The sequence below is a fragment of the Stenotrophomonas sp. CCNWLW162 genome (genome assembly GCF_037203745.1).
Taxonomy (GTDB): domain Bacteria; phylum Pseudomonadota; class Gammaproteobacteria; order Xanthomonadales; family Xanthomonadaceae; genus Stenotrophomonas; species Stenotrophomonas maltophilia_AQ.
In genome coordinates this window covers 350,479-368,895 of the sequence record NZ_JBBCBL010000002.1, presented here as the reverse complement: position 1 = coordinate 368,895, position 18,417 = coordinate 350,479, and the positions used below count along the sequence as shown (strand labels likewise).

Here is an 18,417-nt window from a genome sequence, read left to right as displayed (position 1 = left end):
TTGGGTCGTCCTTGGAGGGGCTGGCGTGCGTGCGGCTCAACCGCGGCACGACGGCGGCAGGTACTTGTCGTCGCTTTCGCCGGTGCATTCCCAGCGGCCGCTGTCGCGGTCGTATTCCAGCCACAGCAGGTCGCCGTCGATGCTCTTGCCGGGCACGGCCAGGGTGGCTTCGATACCGCAATGGCCGTTGTTGAAGCGGCCGATGTTCACCGCCGACAGGCCGGCATGGGCGAAGTCGCCCGGCGCCGGGAAGCCGGCGTCGTTGGCGCCCGGGCAACGACCTTCGTCATCGGCGAAATGCTGCACCTGGTCCTTCAGCGGTTGCAGCACGGTCACCGCGCCAGCGACCTTGGCACGCAGGGTGTAGTCGTTGTAGGCCGGCAGGGCGATCGCGGCAAGGATCGCAATGATCGGCACAAGGACCAGCAGCAGGCCGCCGCCGATGATGGCGGTGAGCGCGCAGCCGGAGAGCTTCTTTTTCGGAGGCGGCAGGGCCGTCGTCGCCGTGCTGGTGGCATACGGTGTGGACGGCGGCAGTACGGGCGGCTGCGGCGGAGGCGGCGCTGTCGCCACCGCTTCCGGCTCGGGTTCGGGTTCGGCGGCGGCCGCAGCGACATCCAGTGCCGGTACGATCAGGCCGAGTTCGTCGACGACCGTGCGCAACGGCTGCCATTGTGGCAGCCCGTCGCGCCAGACCAGGGTGTCCAGGGAGATCTGGTTGTTGCGGAACAACTCGACCAACTGTTCCGCCGGCAGCGGGCCTTGCTGCCGGTTGCCTTCTGCGTGGAACCACTCGCTCACGGGGACGCTCCTGAATGCGCTATGCCCCCAAGTGTACGGTCAGTGCAGGGGTTCTGGCTCGTCCATGAACATCTGCGTTTCCATCCAGGCATAGGCCGCTTCGGAACCGGGCTGGTTGAACAGCACCATCAGCACGACCCATTTCAGGTCATCCAGGTCCAGTTCGTCCTGGTCCAGGGCCATGGCCCGGTCCAGCACCAGCTCGCGCTGGTCGGCGTCGAGGATGCCGTGCTGTTCCAGGTACAGCAGGAAACCACGGCATTCCACGTCCAGCTTGTCCAGCTCGGGACCGTGGTAGACGCGCACGGGGCCATCGACCCTCGCCTGGGCCACGCTCGGCCGCTGCGCGGCTAGGGCGTCGAGCCAGTCGAACGCCTTGTTGATCTCGGTTGGGCTGAAACCGGCCTGGATCAGGCCGTTCTGCAGCGAATCGCGGTCACGGATCAGGTCCGCATCTTCGCTGAAATAGTGTTCAAACAGGTACAGCAGTACGTCCAGGATGCTCTCTTTCATTGCCCCTCGGCCTGCGTCGCGCGACGCTGTGGAGGTGAAGAAACTAGGGAGTTCGACAGTAGCGGCCGTGTACGCACACCACGATTCCCGCCAGTTCCATGGCCAGCAGCATGGAGGACACCTGTGGCGCCGTCAATCCACAGCGCGTGATCAGTGAATCCATACCGCTTGGGTTGTGGTCCAGGGCCCGCCACAAGCACTGGTAGTCAGGGTCGTCGGCCCAGCGCGCCGGCAGGAGCGCCGGCGGTGCCTGTTCAGTGGGGGTGGCCAGCCGCGATTGCAAGCCCGGCAGCTGTTGGCGCAGGGCCGGGGCCAGCAGCTCCAGCACTTCCTCGGGGCGCTCGACCAGCGCTGCGCCTTCACGGATCAGCCGGTGGCAACCCGACGCGCGTGGATTGAGCACCGAGCCGGGCAGGGCGCAGACCTCGCGCCCGGCCTCGGCGGCCAGGCGGGCCGTGATCAGTGCGCCCGAGCGTTGCGCTGCTTCGACCACCACCGTGGCCAGCGCCAGCCCGGCCACCAGCCGGTTGCGCGCCGGGAAATGGCCTGGGCGTGCCGGCGTGCCCGGCAGGTACTCGCTGAGCACCACGCCTTCTGTGGCGATCCGCGCCTGCAGCCGGGCATGGCTGTCCGGGTAGGCCCGGTCGGGGCCGGTGCCGATCACTGCCACGGTGCAACCGCCGGCCTCCAGCGCGGCCAGGTGGGCGGCGGCGTCGATACCGGCGGCCAGCCCGCTGGTCACCGCCAGTCCGGCTTCGACGAAGCAGCCGGCAAAGCGTGTCGCCAGCGCCCGCCCACCGGGCGTCGGCGAACGGCTGCCGACCAGCGCCACCGAGGGGCGCCAGGCCAGGCTCGGGTCGCCGGCCACGAACAGTGCCAGTGGCGGGTTGGGGACGTCCAGCAGGGACGGAGGAAAGGCCGGATCGTTGAAGGCCAACAGATGGTGGTTGTCGTCCAGCAGCCAGCGCAGGCCCGCCGCCCAGGTCCGCGTATCGGGGCGCTCCAATGCCGCGCACTGTTCCGGGGTGCAGCCATGTGCACGCCATCCCGCCACGCCCAGCGAGATGGCCGCGCCCGCATCGCCCTGGCTCTGCAGCAGCGCCCGCCGTTGCGCCAATGCGCCCCCCGCCATCACCAGGCGCAGCAGCGCCTCTTCAGCTTGCTTGGTCATTCCCCACTATCGACCAGATGCAACAAAGGCGCCCTAGGGCGCCTTCGCGTGTGATCGTCAGGTTTTCCCGGAGGTGGCTGCCGGCCAGCGGCCGGCACTACCTGGGGTGGCCGGGGCAGCCCGGCAACGGTTACTTCGCGTCCGGATGCAGTGCGTTGTAACCCACGCGCACCGGCTTCACGCCCTGCATCACCAGTGCGTAGCTGACGTTGTCAAAGGTACGGAACACCATCGCGTGCGCGGCGTACTCATCCGGCAGCGCAACACGGCCAACGTTGCCGCTGAGGGCATCGTCCATACGCGACGAGGTCGGGTACTTCATGCGGTCCGCCACATGGCGGCCTGGCCGCCACAGCGAGAACACGGTGCCGTTGTCCACGCCCTGCGCGCGGCCGGCCGAAATCGCGATCACGTCGCGCGGACCACCGGCGGTGAACATGTCGGTCACTGCCAGCACGCGCACGTCGACGCCTTCGACGCCGGCAGCGGGCACATGCGGCACGAACTGCAGGTCGTAGGGCCGGGCCTCGATCGGGACCAGACGGTCGCCGACACGCACTTCGCGGCCGCCTTCGTTCCTGTCCAGGACCAGGGTGGATGCCTGGACTTTGCCGCCAGCGATCCGGGTGATGGTGCCGGTGCCGACCTGGGCCAGCTCATAGCCGAGCACGCCGCGGCGGTGGTTGGGCGCGTTGTAGGCCTGCCACAGGTTGCCGCTGCCCGGGGTGACGTCGCCATTGGCGGTCAGGTCCTCGGTCGGCTTGGGCTGGGAGTAGCGCACGGTCGGGCGGACCACGGCCCAGCGCTGGCCCAGCTGGGCGTCGGCCAGGCGCACGTAGACGGCGTGGCCGCTGGTGGCACGCAGGCGTTCTTCTTCCAGGCCGGCCACGGCGGGCAGCTGCTCGATGCTGTCGACCACGCTCAGCTGCTTCAGGAACGGCTCGACCTGGGCCAGCGGAATGGCGTCGATCGGAGCTTCCTGGCGCGGGCCGGGCTTGGCTGCGACGGTCACCCGGTCCAGATAGGCCAGGCTGAGCACGTCACCGGGATAGATCAGGTGCGGATTGGCGATCTGCGGATTGGCCTGCCAGATCTCCGGCCACAGCCACGGCTTCTGCAGGAAACGTGCGGCGATGTCCCACAACGTATCCCCTTTTCGGACCACATAGGTGTCCGGGTGCCCGCCATTCACTTCCACGGCGGTAGCATAGGCAGCCACGGTCAGCATCGCCGCGGCGACGACCGTACGAAAACGAAGCAACATAGGTGTGAAGCCCTGATTCCCCAACAGGTCCGCGCACTATAGTCCAGAAACCGGGGCGCAAGGCAAGCGTTGCAGCTAGAATCTGCGACGTATGCCGGCGTGCCGGCCCCCAATCCGGAAATTGCCATGGCTCTTCTCCCCATCCTCGAGTTCCCCGATCCGCGCCTGCGTACCAAGGCTGCGTTGATCGACGCTGCCGAAGTCACCACGCCGGCCTTCCAGGAACTGATCGACAACATGTTCCAGACCATGTACGACGCGCCGGGCATCGGCCTGGCCGCCACCCAGGTGGACGTGCACAAGCGCTTCATGGTCATCGACGTCAGTGAAGAAAAGAATGAACCGCATGTGTTCATCAACCCGGAAATCGTCGCCAAGGACGGAGGCCGGGTGTACCAGGAAGGCTGCCTGTCGGTGCCGGGCATCTTCGCCGACGTGACCCGTGCCGACACCATCACCGTGAAGTACCTGGACCGCAGCGGCCAGCAGCAGGAGCTGGAAGCCGGTGAAGTGCTGGCCACCTGCATCCAGCACGAGATGGACCACCTGGACGGCAAGCTGTTCATCGACTATCTGTCGCCGCTCAAGCGCGAGATGGTCCGCAAGAAGTTGGCCAAGCAGCGCAAGCACGTGGCGTGATCGCCAATCCGGGCCGCCCTTGGGGTGGCCCGTGCCTGCGCGGCAAGCGCGGGCTGTACGGCGCCGGCCGACGGCGCCGTTTTTCTTTCCTGCACGAATCCATCCTGCAAGTGGGGTAGCCATGAGGATTGTCTTTGCCGGTACGCCGGAATTCGCGGTGTCGTCGCTGCGCGCGGCCGCGCGTCATCACGAGGTCGTCGCTGTCTACACCCAGCCTGATCGCCCCGCCGGCCGTGGCCGTGGCCTGGCGCCATCGCCGGTCAAGCTGGAAGCCGTTGCCCGTGGCATCCCGGTCTACCAGCCGGAATCGCTGAAGGACGAGGCCGCCCAGCAGCAGCTGCGCGACCTGCAGCCGGACCTGATGGTGGTGGTGGCCTACGGCCTGATCCTGCCCAAGGCGGTGCTGGCCATTCCGACCCACGGCTGCTGGAACGTGCATGCCTCGCTGCTGCCGCGCTGGCGCGGTGCCGCGCCGATCCAGCGCGCGATCCAGGCCGGCGATGCGAAGACCGGCGTGTGCCTGATGCAGATGGAGGCCGGCCTGGATACCGGCCCGGTGCTGCTGCACCAGGAACTGCCGATCGCCGCCACCGATACCGGTGGGCAGCTGCACGACAAGCTGGCCGAACTCGGCGCGCAGGTGCTGTCTGACGGCCTGGGCCTGCTGCGCGCGGGCATCAAGCCGGTCGCGCGGCCGCAGCCGGAGCAGGGCGTGACCTACGCGCACAAACTGGACAAGGCCGAGGCCCGGCTGGACTGGGCACTGGATGCCGGCGCGCTGGCACGCACCGTGCGTGCATTCAACCCGTGGCCGATTGCCGAGGCGAGCCTGGCTGGCGAACGCGTGCGCATCCATGGCGCAGTGGCGCTGGATCTGGCCCATGGCCAGGCGCCGGGCACGGTGCTGGCGGCCAGCCGCGACGGTATCGACATTGCCTGCGGCCAGGGCGCGCTGCGCCTGCGCGTGCTGCAGCGTGAAGGTGGCAAGGCGATCACCGCCGCCGACTACCTCAACGCCCGCCGCGACCTGCGCGTGGGAGCATAAGCGGTGTCGAAGCAGAACGATTTTTCCGTCGCCAAGGCGGCGCCGGGCGCAGCCACCCGCATGCTGGCTGCACGCGTGCTGGCGCAGGTGTTCACCCGCGGCCGTTCGCTGAAGGCCGAACTGGCCTGGGCGCTGCCCAAGCTGGCTGACAGCCGCGACCGTGCACTGCTGGAAGCGCTGTGTTTCGCGGTCCTGCGCCGCCGCAGCACCTATGACGCTGCCCTGCAGGGCTGGATGCAGAAGCCGCTGTCGGCCCGCGATGCCGACCTGCGTACCTTGCTGATGGTCGGCTTTGCCCAACTGGATGTGCTGGAACTGCCTGCGCATGCGGCACTGTCGGCCACGGTCGATGCCGCGCGTGCGCTGGGTCGCGAGCGCCAGGCCGGCCTGGTCAACGCGATCCTGCGCCGTGCACAGCGCGAGGGTTTCCCGGAGCAGCCCGCACGCGATGCCTTCCCGGAATGGCTGGCCGATGCGATTGAACGCGACTGGCCGGCCCAGGCCGAGGCCGTCTTCACTGCCAGCCTGCAGCCCGCGCCGCTGTGGCTGCGGGCCAACCGCCAGCATGGCGGCCGCGACAAGGTGCTGGCAACGCTGGCCGAGGCCGGTATTGCTGCCGAAGCCAGTGCGCTCAGTGCAGATGCATTGCGGTTGGCGGTCCCCGTTGCGGTGAACCAGCTGCCGGGGTTCGCCGAAGGCGCGTTGTCGGTGCAGGACCTGTCCGCGCAGTGCGCGGCCGATGCCCTGGCGCCGGCGTCTGGTGCGCGCGTGCTGGATGCCTGCGCGGCACCCGGTGGCAAGTCTGCGCACCTGCTCGAACGCGATCCGAGCCTGCGCCTGCTGGCACTGGATATCGATGCCCGTCGCCTGGCGCGCGCACGCGATACCTACATCCGCACTGGCGTGGGTGAGCACGTACAGACCCTGGCCGCAGATGCCAGTGATCCAGGTTCATGGTGGGATGGCGTGCCGTTCGACGCGATCCTGCTGGATGCGCCGTGCTCGGCCACCGGCGTGATCCGCCGTCAGCCGGATGTGATGTTCCACCGCCGCGCCGAGGACATCGATGCGCTGGTCGGCGTGCAGGCGCGTTTGCTGGAAGCCTGCTGGTCGATGCTGCGCCCGGGCGGCGTGCTGCTGTACGCCACCTGCTCGATCCTGCGTGCCGAGAACATCGACCAGGTCCGAGCGTTCCTGAAGTGGCATCCGGACGCGCTGGCGCAGCCACTTGATGACACCTTCGGCGTGGATTGCGAAGGTGTGGCGCGGCAGAGACTGCCGGGTGAAGACGATGCTGACGGTTTCTTCTACGCGCGTCTGTTAAAAGCAGCCTGACCCCGCTGCCGCTTCGAGGCCCATGCTGAAATCCCCCGCGTCACGCCAGACCGGGTTGTTGGTGGTAATGGCCCTGCTGGTGCTGGGGGCCGGGCTGGGCCTTCGCGATCCGTGGCCCTCTGACGAGCCACGCTTTGCGCTGGTGGCCAAACAGATGGTCGACAGTGGCCACTGGCTGTTCCCGCAGCGTGGCACCGAGCTGTATTCGGACAAGCCTCCGATGCTGATGTGGTGGCAGGCCACGCTGTATAGCCTGGTCGGCCACTGGCGGGTTGCCTTCCTGTTGCCCTCGCTGATCGCGGCGCTCGGTACGCTGTGGTGCGTGATCGACCTGGGCAGACGGCTGTGGACGCGGCAGGTCGGTCTGTATGCGGGCTGGGCGCTGCTGTTCGCACTGCATTTCACCTTCCAGGCGAAGAAGGCGCAGATCGATCCGCTGGTGGTGTTGTTCATCACCCTGGCCAACTACGGCCTGCTGCGACACCTGCTGCTGGGCCCGGCCTGGCGCTGGTGGTGGCTGGGCTGGTTCTTCGCCGGCATCGGGGTGATCACCAAAGGCGTGGGCGTGCTCGCGCTGATGATGATCGTGCCAGCGGCGATCGCCTCGGCGCTGCACTGGCCAAGGGTGCGACTGCATGTGGGTGAGGGCCGCTTCTGGCTGGCACCACTGGCGTTCCTGCTGGCGTTGTCGCTGTGGCTGGTACCAATGCTGCTGGCTGGCCTGGCGACGGGCTCGGAGCAGTACCGTGCTTACGCGGGAGACATCCTGTTCCGGCAGACCGCGCAGCGCTATACGCAATCCTGGGACCATCACCAACCGTGGTGGTACTTCCTCGGGATCATGCCGTCGCTGTGGATCCCCGCATTCCTGCTGCTGCCCTGGGCGGTTCCGGCCTGGTGCCGGCGCCTGCGCCGCCGCGACCCGCGCTACCTGCTGCCGTTGGCCTGGTGGCTGCTGGTCGTGCTGTTCTTCTCGATTCCCCACGGCAAGCGTGATGTCTACATCCTGCCGGCACTGCCGATGTTCTGCCTGGCGCTGGCGCCGTTGCTGCCGGGGCTGCTGAGGCGGCGTGATGTTCAGGGCGTGCTGGCGGCATTCACCGGATTGCTGGCTGCGGCGCTGGTCGTGGCCGGGGCACTGGCGCTGCTGGGCGATCCGGCCTTCGAAGTGCGCCTGACCCAGGGTCGCGGCCTGGCACCCGGCGCCATCGATGCGCTGGCATGGGCGGCGCTGGCGATGGGGATCTGGGCGGCCCTGAGCCTGTGGGTGTGCGGTCGCCGTCGCCATCACTACGCCCTGGTCTCGACCCTGGCTGCCGTCTGGGTGCTGTACAGCCTTTTGGGCTATCCGGTGCTGAATGATTCCAGTTCGGCACGTGGCCTGATGCGCGAAGTCGGTGCACGCATCGGCCCGGAGGCCGAGCTTGGACTGGTGGCGTGGAAGGAGCAGAACCTGTTGATGGCTGATCGCCCGGCGGCGACCTTCGGCTTCGAGGAGCGTTGGCATGAACAACTGCAGGCCGCTGTGCGCTGGCAACGGCTGGTTCCGCAACGACGCTGGCTGCTGGTCAACGAGGATGCGATGCAGGCGTGCATTGATCGGTCGCGCGCGGAAATGGCCGGTATTTCCAATCGGCGGCGCTGGTGGCTGGTGCCGACGCCGGCGATCATGGGCCCCTGCAGGCCATCGGCGGCGGAACTCGAACGGGAGCGGCGCCTGCAGGGCCCGGCGCTGCGGATTGAGCGCGCCGGTGCCGCCGCTCAGGTCCCGGCCAGCGCAGCCTGGTAGCTGGCCAGCGTGGCATCAGCGAACGTCTGCAGGCCGAACTCACGCTCTGCGTGGCGACGCGCCGCCCGACCGTGTTCCGCCAGCGTATCGCGCTGCTCATACAACGCCTGCAGTTGTGCGGCGATGGCGTCGATGTTGCGGGTGGCCACAACCCAGCCATCGACACCCTGTTCAATGTTTTCCGGCAGGCCCGCGTAGTCGCTGACCAGCATCGGCTTGGCGCTGGCCATCATCTCGCGGCAGGCGAAGGAGATTGTCTCGACATCGTGGGACAGCACGAAGCCGACATCACCGGCGGCGATCAACACGCGGGTATCGGCCAGCAGGCCGGTGAAGTGCACCTGCGCAGCGACTTCCCCCAGGGCCTGCACCTGTTCGCGCTGCTGCGGGCTGGGCAGATGGCCGGCCACCGCCATGTGCACGTGCGGGCGGATCGCATCGGGCAGGCGCGCGATGGCCTGGCCCAGGTCGATCCAGCCCTTGTAATCGTCGGTGCCGGCATTGCTGACCAGCACCAGCGCCTGCGGATCCTGCGTCCATTGCTGGCGCAGCGCGTGGCCGCTTCCGGAGGGCAGCGGCGAGTAGCGCTCCAGATCGACACCATTGCGCACCACATCGATCGGGCAGCGCCGGTACGGGCCCTGCTGCAGCAGGCGCTTGGTGTCGGCCGATACCGCGATCACGCGATCGGTTGCCCAGCGTGCACGCAGCGCATTGCCGAAGGTGCCGGTCGGCTTGCTGTTGTGCTTGGTCAGCACGATCGGCGGGTGGCGCATGCCGAGCAGGCCCTGCATCACGAAGCGGTGGTCGCGTGCGCCATTGACGTGGATCAGGTCGATGCCTTCATCGCGGACCAGCCGGCGCAGCGCGCGCTGTTCGGCCAGCTGCTGCGGCAGGGTAGGCAGGCCGCTGCCGAAGGCCAGTGGCAGCGTGCTGGCGATGCTCTCGTCGGCCACGGTCCGCAGCAGGCGGCTGTCGGCCGGTGCAGCGACATGCAGCGTGTGCTGGCCATGCAGCGCACGCGCCAGCGAGACGATGTACGTGGTGTGGCCGCCACCGTCGCCGTAGTGGAAGTTGGTGTACAGGATTTTCATGGGGGAATCTTCAGGCAACGCGCGGGCAGTGTGACACAGCAGGCTCAGGGCCGGTCCGGGCGGACCGCCGGGTCGGCCACGGCCTGACCGTTGCCCAGCATCCACAGCATGATGGTCTTCTGGCGCACGTAATTGGCGCGAACATAGGCGTAGACCAGGCCATGCCAGCCGTCGCGGAAGCCGCCGCGGAACAGGAAGCCGCGCCAGAACCGCCAGGCGGGCGCCAGCACCAGCTTGCCCAGGGTGGCGCGCTTGCCGCGTGCGAATTCGTGCTCGGCCATCATCCGCGCGTACTTCTCGGTCTTGGCCAGCTGCTGCTGCAATGAGCGGTAGGGGTAGTGGATCAGGTCGCCCTGCAGGGTGCCGACGCTGCCGTCGACACTGGCCGCCTCGTGGATCTCGCGCTTGCCGCGCCAGCCCCCCTTGCGGCGGTCGAACAGGCGCATCACCCGGTCCGGGTAGGCGTTGCCATGGCGCAGGAACCTGCCGAAGTACTCCGACAGGCGGGCGAAGCGGTAGCCAGCATGGCCGGTGAAGCCACCGTCACGGGCCTGTTCGATGGCCGCGCGCAGTTCCGGGCTGATGCGCTCGTCGGCGTCCAGGCACAGCACCCAATCGTGCGTCGCCTGTTCTACGCAGAACGCCTTCTGGCTGCGGAAACCCTCGAACGGGCGCTGCAGCACCCGGGCGCCGGCGGCCTCGGCGATGGCCACGGTGGCATCGGTGGAATACGAGTCCACCACCACGATCTCGTCGCAGAAGGGCAGCGAGGCCAGGCAGTCGCCGATGCGCCCAGCCTCGTTGAACGCGATAATGCAGGCCGAGATGCGAGGCCGTTCGATGGGAGCGGTCGTGGAGGACATGATGGCCGGGTACCTGTTGTTTGCGACGGAGCGTTATGCGCTGCCTATTCTCGCCCCGTTGGCGCAGGCCTTGCACGCCTCCGGGCAGGAGGTGGCAGCCTGGTTCGAGGACGGCGCCGCGGGCAGTGCTCTGCCGGGGGTGCCCAACATCGGCCTGAAGCAGGCCCTGGCGATGCGTCCGCGAGCGGTGTTCAGCGCGGCCAACTGGGTGCCGACCTTCCTGTCCGGGGCCAAGGTGCAGCTGTTCCATGGGTTCAATGTGGAGAAGCGGGACAGTGCGCGCGGCCACTTCCGGGTGCGCGGCATGTTCGACCTGTACTGCACCCAGGGCCCGGCGACCACCGCGCCGTTCCGCGAGATCGCCGCCCTGCAGGGCCATTTCGCGGTGGCAGAGACCGGTTGGCCGAAGCTGGACCCGCTGTTCCGCGACGATGGCGGCGAGAGCGCTGCGCTGCGCGCGCCGGCAGGTGGGCGCCCGGTGATCCTGTTTGGCTCGACCTTCACCGAGCGGCTCAGCGCGGCCCCGCACCTGCATGCGCAGATCGCCGCCGACATCGCCGCCGGTGAGCGCTACTGGCTGCTGACCCTGCACCCGAAGTGCCCGCCGGAGCTGTTCGAGCGCTACCGCGCGCTGGCCGGTGCCAATGCCCGTTTCATCGAGCCTGAGCAGGTGATGGCCGCGCAGCGTGCTGCCGATGTGCTGGTGTCGGATACCTCGTCGATCGTTTCGGAGTTCATCGTCCAGCACAAGCCGGTGGTGACCTTCCGCAACCGCGTGCCCAAACCGCACATGATCGACTTCGACGATGCGGCGCAGCTGCCGGCAATGCTGCAGCGTGCGCTGCATCCGGACGCCGCGCTGCAGGCGGAGATCGTGCGCTACGCCGATACCATCCACCCGTATCGCGATGGCCTGTCCAGCGAGCGGGTGATCACCGCCACCGAGGATTTCCTGGCTGGCGAAATGGGCGCGCTGCGCCGCAAGCCGTTCGGCACCTGGCTGCGCGATCTGCAGATCCGCAAGGACCTGGGTTATTGGGGCCGGTCGCAGCGTTGAGGTAGTGCCGGCCGCTGGCCGGCAACCCGGGAAATGTCTGCAATTGCCGGCCAGCGGCCGGCACTACCTGCTACATGTCCGGAATCCGACCCTGCCATCACCAGCGCAGCTTGCGCCGTGCCAGCGCCGCAGCCAACTGCTCCATCACCTGCTGCGCCTGCGCGCGCGGCAGATGGTGCAGGGTCAGCGCCACATCACCATGTGCGCCGGCGGTGTCCAGCTGCAGGCTGCTGGTGCCCAGCAGCTTGTCCAGCGGCGAACGCTGCAGGCGAAGGCCCTGCACCTTGTCCAGTTCGGCCCAGCGCCACCAGCGCTTCCACCAGCCGCCGCGCACCGCGACGTATTGATCGTCCAAGTACCAGCCCATGCGCGCCATCTGCCGGTGCGCGACCAGCAGTGCCACCGGCAGCCAGGCCAGCACGACCAGGCCCCAGGGCCCCCAGCGCCAGTACCCGGCCGCGGCCAGCAGGGGCACCAGCAGCAGCGCGCCCAGGCACAACCGCCACCAGCCACGCTGCGGAATGGCGTGCCATTGCAGCGGCGGCCACTGCAGCTGCGGCAGCAGGTGCTGCACCAGCTGCTCACAACGCGTACTGGACGCCAGCGGCGCAAGTTCGCGCAGGGCGCGGTCCTCATCGCGAGACGGCCCACCAGCGGCGCTGTCGATGCGCAGCTGGCGCAGGCCGAACCAACGATGCAGGGTGCTTTCGCGCAGCGTCCAGGCCTGGATGCGGCGCCGCGCCACGCTGCTGCGGGTGCGGCTGAGCAGTCCGGCCGATACGGTCAGGCGGCGCTCCTGCTCACTGAGGGTGAAGCCGTGGTAGCGCAGCAGGGTCAGCACCACCGACAGCGCACGCAGTCCCAGCCAGCCCAGCAGCAAGGCCGCGGCCAGCAGCAGGAAGGCGCCGGCCACGCCGGGGTGCAGGTGGCTTGCATAGCCGAAGGCCTCGCGGCCGCCGCGCTGGAGGGCGTCGTCCATCACCGGCCGCGGCACGGTCTGGAACAGCACGCCGAACGCGGCGATCGCCAGCGCCCAGCCGCGGTTGGAGAGAAGGCCCATGCGCACCACGTCCCAGCTCGACAGGCGCAGCAGCACATGTTCGCTGTCAGCGTCGGCCACCTGCCCGGATGTGGTCACGTCGCCAGCCTGCGGTGCTTGTCCGCGCTGGCGCACCAGCCGTTCCAATGCCAGTGCCTGGTCCAGCTTCAGTACCCGCATCTCCGCTTCCGGACGCACGCCGCCAGCCGATTCCAGGCGCAGCTCGGCCACGCCGAACAGGCGATGCAGCGGGTTCTGCCGCACTTCCACGTTGTGGATGCGGGCGAATGGAATTTCCCGCCGGTTGCGCGCCAGCAGGCCGCTGCGCACGGTGATCGCATCGCTGCCGATGCGGTAGCGATAGCTGAGGTACTGCAGCACCGATACCAGCACCAGCACGGCAATTGCCGACAGTGGAATGAGCTGGGCCCACATCGGATCGCGGTCACCGCGCTGGCCGAACACCAGTAGCGCCACCAGCGGCAGGAAGTAGTGGCGCAGCTGCATCAGCAGCACGAACAGCCACGACCACGGGTGCAGGCGATGATCCTCGCCACCGTTGGGCAGCGACGCGGGCAGGGGTGGCGGCTGGCTCACAGGGCGTCGGCGTCCTGGTCGAGCTGGTGCGAGAGGGTGTCGCGCAGGCGCTCGGCATCGGCCTCGTCCAGGCCGCTCACGGTGACCGCGCTCATGCGGGTACCGGCGGTGTGCACGATCAGCGTGGCCAACCCGGCGCGGCGTTCCAGCGGACCGCGGCGCAGGTCCAGGTGCTGTACGCGCGAAATGGGAATGCGCGTTTCCAGCTGCCACATCAGATCGCGGCGCAGGCCCAGTCCCTGCGCATCCAGGCGCCAGCGGGTGCGGGTCAGGCGCCGGCGGCCGAGCCAGGCGCCGAAGGCGATGCCCACCAGCAGCCCGACCACGGCGCCCCACAGGCCGGCGGGCAGATCGAAGAACCACCAGGCCGCTGCGAGCGGAAGGCCCGGCACGAACAGGCCGCCGAATGCGCCTTCCAGTGCTGCCAGGCGCGCGGCGCGTGCTGGCAGCGCCTGCCAGTCAGAGGTGAGCGGTGCAGGTATCGAGGCTTCGGTCACGCGGGCTCCGTCAGGCAGCAGGGCAGGCGATGGCGGCGACGACCGCACCGCGCAGACGGTAGCAGGTCGGCCGTATTACTGGGCAGCCTGGATCAGCGCGTCGACATCGAGCATGTGGCCGGCGCGGTCGGCCTTGGTGCGCAGGTAATGCTCGTTCTCGGCGGTGATCTCGCCGGTGACCGGGATGCAGTCCAGCACCTCGATGCCGGCATTGCGCAGGCGTTGCGCCTTGGTCGGATTGTTGCTGAGCAGGGCCACGCGCGCGATGCCCAGGCCACGCAGCATCGCCACCGCGCTGCCGTAGCGGCGCTCGTCGGCACCAAAGCCCAGCTGTGCATCGGCATCGATGGTGTCCAGGCCGTCGTGCTGGTAGCCGTAAGCACGCATCTTCGCGGCGATGCCGGTGCCACGGCCTTCCTGGTCCAGGTACAGCAGTACGCCGCCACCCAGTTCCTTCAGCTTGCGCAGGCCACGCCGCAGCTGATCGCCGCAGTCGCACTTGAGTGAACCGAACAGGTCGCCGGTCAGGCACGAGGAATGCACCCGCACCGGTACCACGGCTGACAGGTCCGGTTCGCCGACGATGATCGCCACCTGGTCGCGCTGGGCCACGCCACCGCGGAACACCGCGAAGGTGGTCATGCCGACGTCGCGCAGCGGCACCGGTGAACGCGCCACCAGCTCGTAATCGTGGGCGGCATGCGCCGCGCCTTCAGCCAGGTCGCACAGCGCCACTTCGGCGGCACCGTCGAAGGTGCGGTCATCGACGTCCAGGCGCACCGCCACCATCGCCGGCAGCAGCAGGCCAAGGCGGGCCAGTTCCACTGCGCCGGCATCGAAGGCGTCACCGGCGCTCCAGCCGTCCGGCATCGGGCCCGGCTCGCGCAGGTAGCCCAGCGAGGGCAGGGCATCGAAGGCGACACCGGCCAGCGGCAGGCGCGCGCCCTCCGCGGCCTCCACCCCGAGCACGCGGGCGCGGGTGGCGGTCAGGAACAGGTAGTGGCGCTCGCGCGCGGCAGTGGCGAAGGCCGCGAAACTGCTGGCGGTGGCGCTGTCCAGCGCGATCACCGCCAGGCGCTGGCCCTGGCCATCATGGAGCAGGACCGGGCGACCGGCGCGCAGTTCGGCCACCGCGCGCTCGCAGCGGATCGCGGCCGGATCGCCGAACAGGGAAGAAGCAGACATGGCAGGACCGGGGGAGGCAGACATCGGTGTCTCTATGGGGGCGCCAGCGTCGTATTCAACGTGCTGCGGCGGTCTGTCGCAGGCCGGCGGGAGCGGCTTTCAGTGTGGATGCTCTTCGGTCGCATACGGGTCTTCCTCGTCGCTGCCCGGTGGTCGCAGGGTATAGCGCTTGTAGGTCCACTGATACTGCGCCGGGTCGCGGCGGGCGATCCGCTCTATGCCGGCGTTGAGCGCGGTGGCGGCCACCTGCGGGTCCGGGTCGGCCACGGACGGGTCGGTCGGCTCGATGTGCAGCGCGAATTCCATGTCCGGGCCGATCCGCTCGCACCAGCCGTACAGCACGGTGGCCCCCGTGCGTTCGGCCAGGCGGTTGACCAGGGTCATGGTCAGTGCCTGCACGCCGAAGAATGGCACGAACACGCCATCGCCGGCCTTGGGCTGCTGGTCGGGCAGGATGCCGGTGGCACCGCCGTCCTTGAGTACCTTGAACAGCTGGCGCACGGCCGGGCCTTCGGCGCGCACCTGCTGCACGTTCTGGCCGCCGCGCACGATCTGCAGGAAGGCGTCGCTGGCCTCGTCCTCCGGCGGCTTGTAGACGATGGCGATCTGCCCGCGCGAGGCCAGCCATTGGTTCAACAGCTCCCAGTTGCCGAAGTGCGGCGCGGCCACGATCACGCCCTTGCCACTGGCCAGCGCCGCGTCGTACAGGGCTTCGCCGTGGCGCTGCTTCAGGTGCAGGCGCAGATTGTCGGCGGGTTCCTGGCTCCACAGGCGCAGGGTCTCGATGGCCTGCAGGGCGGTGGAGCGCAGCAGCTCGCGGTGCAGGCGGTCGCGTGCGGCGCCGTCCAGTTCTGGATAGGCCAGTTCCAGGTTGCGCCGGGTGACGCGGCTCTCGCGGGCGTTGAGATTGATCCACGCCCACGCCAGGCCGCGCGCGAATCCCCGCAGCAGCGGCCAGGGCAGGCGGGCGAACAGGGTGGTGGCGCGGTAGACCAGCCGGGCTTTGCGTTGCGGATTCATCGGCGCCAGTTTAGCCAAGGGCGCTGCTATCGTGGCCGGCCCGTTCATTGGAAGCCCGCAGATGCTCGTCCTGATCCAACGTGTCAGCCAGGCCGCCGTCCATGTCGATGACGAAGCGGTGGGGCAGATCGGCCCCGGCCTACTGGCGCTGGTGGGGATGGAGCCGGGCGATACCGAAGCCCAGCTGCAGCGGATGGCCGAGCGCCTGCTGGGCTACCGGGTGTTCGCCGACGAGGCCGGAAAGATGAACAGATCATTGCGCGACACCGGTGGCGGGCTGCTGCTGGTCAGTCAGTTCACCCTGGCCGCAGATACCCGTTCGGGCATGCGCCCGAGTTTCACCAGCGCCGCTCCGCCGGCAGAGGCTGAACAGGGGTTCAATCGATTTGTCGAGATCTGTCGTGAAAATCACGCGCCGGGGGTGGAAACGGGCCGATTTGGTGCCCATATGGTCGTCAGCCTGGTCAATGACGGTCCCGTGACCTTCCTTCTCAGGCCCTGAGCCTGCGGGACCACCGCCCGGCAGGCGGGGCCCCGGGCTGGTATAATGCTACGTTCCCTATTTCCCCCTAGCCGGTGGCGCGAGCACTACATGGCCAACGAACGTCCTGCCCAATCCGAAATCAAGCAACTGATCAGCAAGGGCCTGGAACAGGGCTACCTGACCTACGCCGAAGTCAATGACCATCTGCCGGACGACATGGTCGACCCGGAACAGATCGAAGACATCATCGGCATGATCAACGGCATGGGCATTGATGTCCATGAAGTTGCGCCGGATGTCGAAACCCTGCTTCTCAATGACGGCAACACCGGTAACCGCGAAGTCGATGACACCGCGGCCGAAGAAGCTGCCGCCGCGCTGAGCGCACTCGACACCGAAGGTGGCCGTACCACCGACCCGGTGCGCATGTACATGCGCGAAATGGGCACCGTCGAGCTGCTGACCCGCGAAGGCGAAATCGCCATCGCCAAGCGCATCGAGGAAGGCCTTTCGCAGGTGCAGGCCGCACTGGGCCAGTTCCCGGTGTCGGTCGAATCGCTGTTGAACGATTACGAAGCCCACAAGGAAGGCAAGAAGCGCCTGGCCGAGGTGATCGTCGGCTTCAACGATCTGGCTGAAGAAGTGGCCGCCCCGGCCGCGCCCGCTGCCTCCGATGACGGTGACGACGCCGACGCCGACGCTGACGAGGAAGAGGACGATGATGTCGAGGGCGGCGATGAAGAAGCCGCACCGACCGGTCCGGACCCGGAGGAAGTCGCCGCGCGCATGCAGGCGCTGAGCGATGCCTTCAATGCGTTCAAGAAGGCTGTGGCCAAGGGCGACAAGAAGAGCCTGCTGAAGCTCCGCGAGGAGATGTCGGCGGTGTTCGTCACCCTGAAGCTGCCGCTGCCGCTGACCGACGTGCTGACCAAGCAGCTGCGCGACACCATGGCCGGCATCAAGGCCCATGAGCGCCGCGTGCTGAACCTGGCGACCGTCACCGCACGCATGCCGCGCAAGGATTTCATCCGCTCCTGGGAAGGCAACCAGACCAACCTGGAGTGGGTGGAAGACGCACTGAAGCGCAAGCAGAAGTGGTCATCGGCCCTGCGCGAAGTGAAGGACCAGATCATCGCCGAACAGCAGGCGACGATCGACATCGAGAAGCTGACCCAGCTGGACCTGGACGATCTGAAGGAACTCAGCCGTGCCATGGCCTACGGCGAAGCCAAGGCGCGCAAGGCCAAGAAGGAAATGGTCGAGGCCAACCTGCGCCTGGTGATCTCGATCGCCAAGAAGTACACCAACCGCGGCCTGCAGTTCCTCGACCTGATCCAGGAAGGCAACATCGGCTTGATGAAGGCCGTGGACAAGTTCGAATACCGTCGTGGCTACAAGTTCTCCACGTATGCGACCTGGTGGATCCGCCAGGCCATCACCCGTTCGATCGCCGATCAGGCGCGCACCATCCGTATCCCGGTGCACATGATTGAAACGATCAACAAGTTGAACCGCATTTCCCGCCAGATGCTCCAGCAGTACGGCCGCGAGGCCACGCCGGAGGAGCTGGCCAAGGAAATGGACATGCCGGAAGACAAGATCCGCAAGGTGATGAAGATCGCCAAGGAGCCGATCTCGATGGAAACCCCGATCGGTGACGACGAGGATTCCCATCTGGGCGACTTCATCGAGGACACCAACGTGGAGTCCCCGATCGAGAACACCACCAACATCAACCTGTCTGAAACCGTGCGTGACGTGCTGGCCGGCCTCACCCCGCGTGAAGCCAAGGTGCTGCGCATGCGCTTCGGCATCGACATGAACACCGACCACACGCTGGAAGAGGTCGGCAAGCAGTTCGACGTGACCCGCGAGCGCATCCGCCAGATCGAAGCGAAGGCCCTGCGCAAGCTGCGTCACCCGAGCCGCTCGGAGCAGCTGCGCAGCTTCCTGGATATCGACTGACGCGTATCCGCTGCACATGAAGTACCTGACAGACCCCGCGCAAGCGGGGTCTGTTTTTT

At 68.0% G+C, this 18,417-nt stretch carries 17 protein-coding genes; 7 read left to right on the top strand and 10 right to left on the bottom strand.

Annotation, left to right across the window (positions count from 1 at the left end; genetic code table 11):
- Positions 1 to 36 precede the first annotated feature (36 nt).
- The 4 genes from V9K93_RS06700 to V9K93_RS06685 all read right to left on the bottom strand — a co-directional run bounded on the left by V9K93_RS06700 (position 37) and on the right by V9K93_RS06685 (position 3,749).
- On the bottom strand, positions 37 to 801 hold the full coding sequence (locus V9K93_RS06700) for a pilin (RefSeq protein WP_337302242.1): 765 nt from the start codon (positions 799 to 801) through the stop codon (positions 37 to 39).
- A 39-nt stretch (positions 802 to 840) separates the two neighbouring features.
- Positions 841 to 1,314: a DUF494 family protein gene (locus V9K93_RS06695; protein ID WP_005411195.1), complete on the bottom strand. Its 474-nt coding sequence runs from the start codon at positions 1,312 to 1,314 to the stop codon at positions 841 to 843.
- Between the two features lie 43 nt (positions 1,315 to 1,357).
- Positions 1,358 to 2,485 (bottom strand): DNA-processing protein DprA, encoded by a 1,128-nt coding sequence (gene dprA, locus V9K93_RS06690; RefSeq protein ID WP_337302241.1) that lies wholly within the window; start codon positions 2,483 to 2,485, stop codon positions 1,358 to 1,360.
- A 130-nt stretch (positions 2,486 to 2,615) separates the two neighbouring features.
- The gene (locus V9K93_RS06685; protein WP_337302240.1) at positions 2,616 to 3,749 is read right to left on the bottom strand and encodes a LysM peptidoglycan-binding domain-containing protein; all 1,134 of its coding nucleotides are present in this window, start codon (positions 3,747 to 3,749) and stop codon (positions 2,616 to 2,618) included.
- Between the two features lie 126 nt (positions 3,750 to 3,875).
- On the opposite strand from V9K93_RS06685, the gene def reads away from it, so the two are divergent.
- The 4 genes from def to V9K93_RS06665 all read left to right on the top strand — a co-directional run bounded on the left by def (position 3,876) and on the right by V9K93_RS06665 (position 8,557).
- Entirely contained in the window at positions 3,876 to 4,388 is a 513-nt protein-coding gene (def, locus tag V9K93_RS06680; RefSeq protein WP_046983422.1) for a peptide deformylase, read from the top strand.
- Between the two features lie 121 nt (positions 4,389 to 4,509).
- The gene (fmt, locus tag V9K93_RS06675) at positions 4,510 to 5,433 is read left to right on the top strand and encodes a methionyl-tRNA formyltransferase (RefSeq protein ID WP_046983421.1); all 924 of its coding nucleotides are present in this window, start codon (positions 4,510 to 4,512) and stop codon (positions 5,431 to 5,433) included.
- Between the two features lie 3 nt (positions 5,434 to 5,436).
- On the top strand, positions 5,437 to 6,768 hold the full coding sequence (rsmB, locus tag V9K93_RS06670) for a 16S rRNA (cytosine(967)-C(5))-methyltransferase RsmB (RefSeq protein ID WP_136638543.1): 1,332 nt from the start codon (positions 5,437 to 5,439) through the stop codon (positions 6,766 to 6,768).
- A 22-nt stretch (positions 6,769 to 6,790) separates the two neighbouring features.
- Positions 6,791 to 8,557, top strand: coding sequence for an ArnT family glycosyltransferase (locus V9K93_RS06665; RefSeq protein ID WP_046983419.1), 1,767 nt, complete (start codon positions 6,791 to 6,793; stop codon positions 8,555 to 8,557).
- Here the strand turns inward: V9K93_RS06665 and V9K93_RS06660 are convergent.
- Together V9K93_RS06660 and V9K93_RS06655 are read right to left on the bottom strand one after the other, a co-directional pair.
- Entirely contained in the window at positions 8,530 to 9,651 is a 1,122-nt protein-coding gene (locus V9K93_RS06660; RefSeq protein ID WP_046983418.1) for a glycosyltransferase family 4 protein, read from the bottom strand. The two genes, V9K93_RS06665 and V9K93_RS06660, sit on opposite strands and share 28 nt — an antisense overlap.
- A gap of 44 nt (positions 9,652 to 9,695) precedes the next feature.
- Positions 9,696 to 10,514: a glycosyltransferase family 2 protein gene (locus tag V9K93_RS06655; RefSeq protein WP_136638542.1), complete on the bottom strand. Its 819-nt coding sequence runs from the start codon at positions 10,512 to 10,514 to the stop codon at positions 9,696 to 9,698.
- Between V9K93_RS06655 and V9K93_RS06650 the strand changes: the two genes are divergently transcribed.
- Complete coding sequence (locus V9K93_RS06650; protein WP_295378352.1) at positions 10,513 to 11,571, top strand: CDP-glycerol glycerophosphotransferase family protein; 1,059 nt, start codon at positions 10,513 to 10,515, stop codon at positions 11,569 to 11,571. The genes V9K93_RS06655 and V9K93_RS06650 overlap by 2 nt on opposite strands.
- A gap of 97 nt (positions 11,572 to 11,668) precedes the next feature.
- Here V9K93_RS06650 and V9K93_RS06645 read toward each other — a convergent pair whose 3' ends face one another.
- The 4 genes from V9K93_RS06645 to V9K93_RS06630 all read right to left on the bottom strand — a co-directional run bounded on the left by V9K93_RS06645 (position 11,669) and on the right by V9K93_RS06630 (position 15,909).
- Positions 11,669 to 13,207 (bottom strand): PH domain-containing protein, encoded by a 1,539-nt coding sequence (locus V9K93_RS06645; protein ID WP_046983415.1) that lies wholly within the window; start codon positions 13,205 to 13,207, stop codon positions 11,669 to 11,671.
- A complete protein-coding gene (locus V9K93_RS06640; RefSeq protein ID WP_046983414.1) occupies positions 13,204 to 13,704 on the bottom strand; it encodes a PH domain-containing protein in 501 nt (166 codons plus the stop codon). Before V9K93_RS06640 ends, V9K93_RS06645 begins: the two co-directional genes overlap by 4 nt.
- Positions 13,705 to 13,779: 75 nt before the next feature.
- Positions 13,780 to 14,913: a GTP cyclohydrolase II RibA gene (gene ribA / locus V9K93_RS06635; RefSeq protein WP_046983413.1), complete on the bottom strand. Its 1,134-nt coding sequence runs from the start codon at positions 14,911 to 14,913 to the stop codon at positions 13,780 to 13,782.
- Positions 14,914 to 14,988: 75 nt separating this feature from the next.
- Positions 14,989 to 15,909, bottom strand: a complete 921-nt coding sequence (locus V9K93_RS06630; protein WP_136638541.1) for a lauroyl acyltransferase — start codon at positions 15,907 to 15,909, stop codon at positions 14,989 to 14,991.
- 61 nt (positions 15,910 to 15,970) lie between these two features.
- Between V9K93_RS06630 and dtd the strand changes: the two genes are divergently transcribed.
- Both dtd and rpoD read left to right on the top strand, forming a co-directional pair.
- Positions 15,971 to 16,411 (top strand): D-aminoacyl-tRNA deacylase, encoded by a 441-nt coding sequence (gene dtd / locus V9K93_RS06625; protein WP_046983411.1) that lies wholly within the window; start codon positions 15,971 to 15,973, stop codon positions 16,409 to 16,411.
- A gap of 90 nt (positions 16,412 to 16,501) precedes the next feature.
- Positions 16,502 to 18,358, top strand: a complete 1,857-nt coding sequence (gene rpoD, locus V9K93_RS06620; RefSeq protein ID WP_046983410.1) for an RNA polymerase sigma factor RpoD — start codon at positions 16,502 to 16,504, stop codon at positions 18,356 to 18,358.
- Positions 18,359 to 18,417 lie beyond the last annotated feature (59 nt).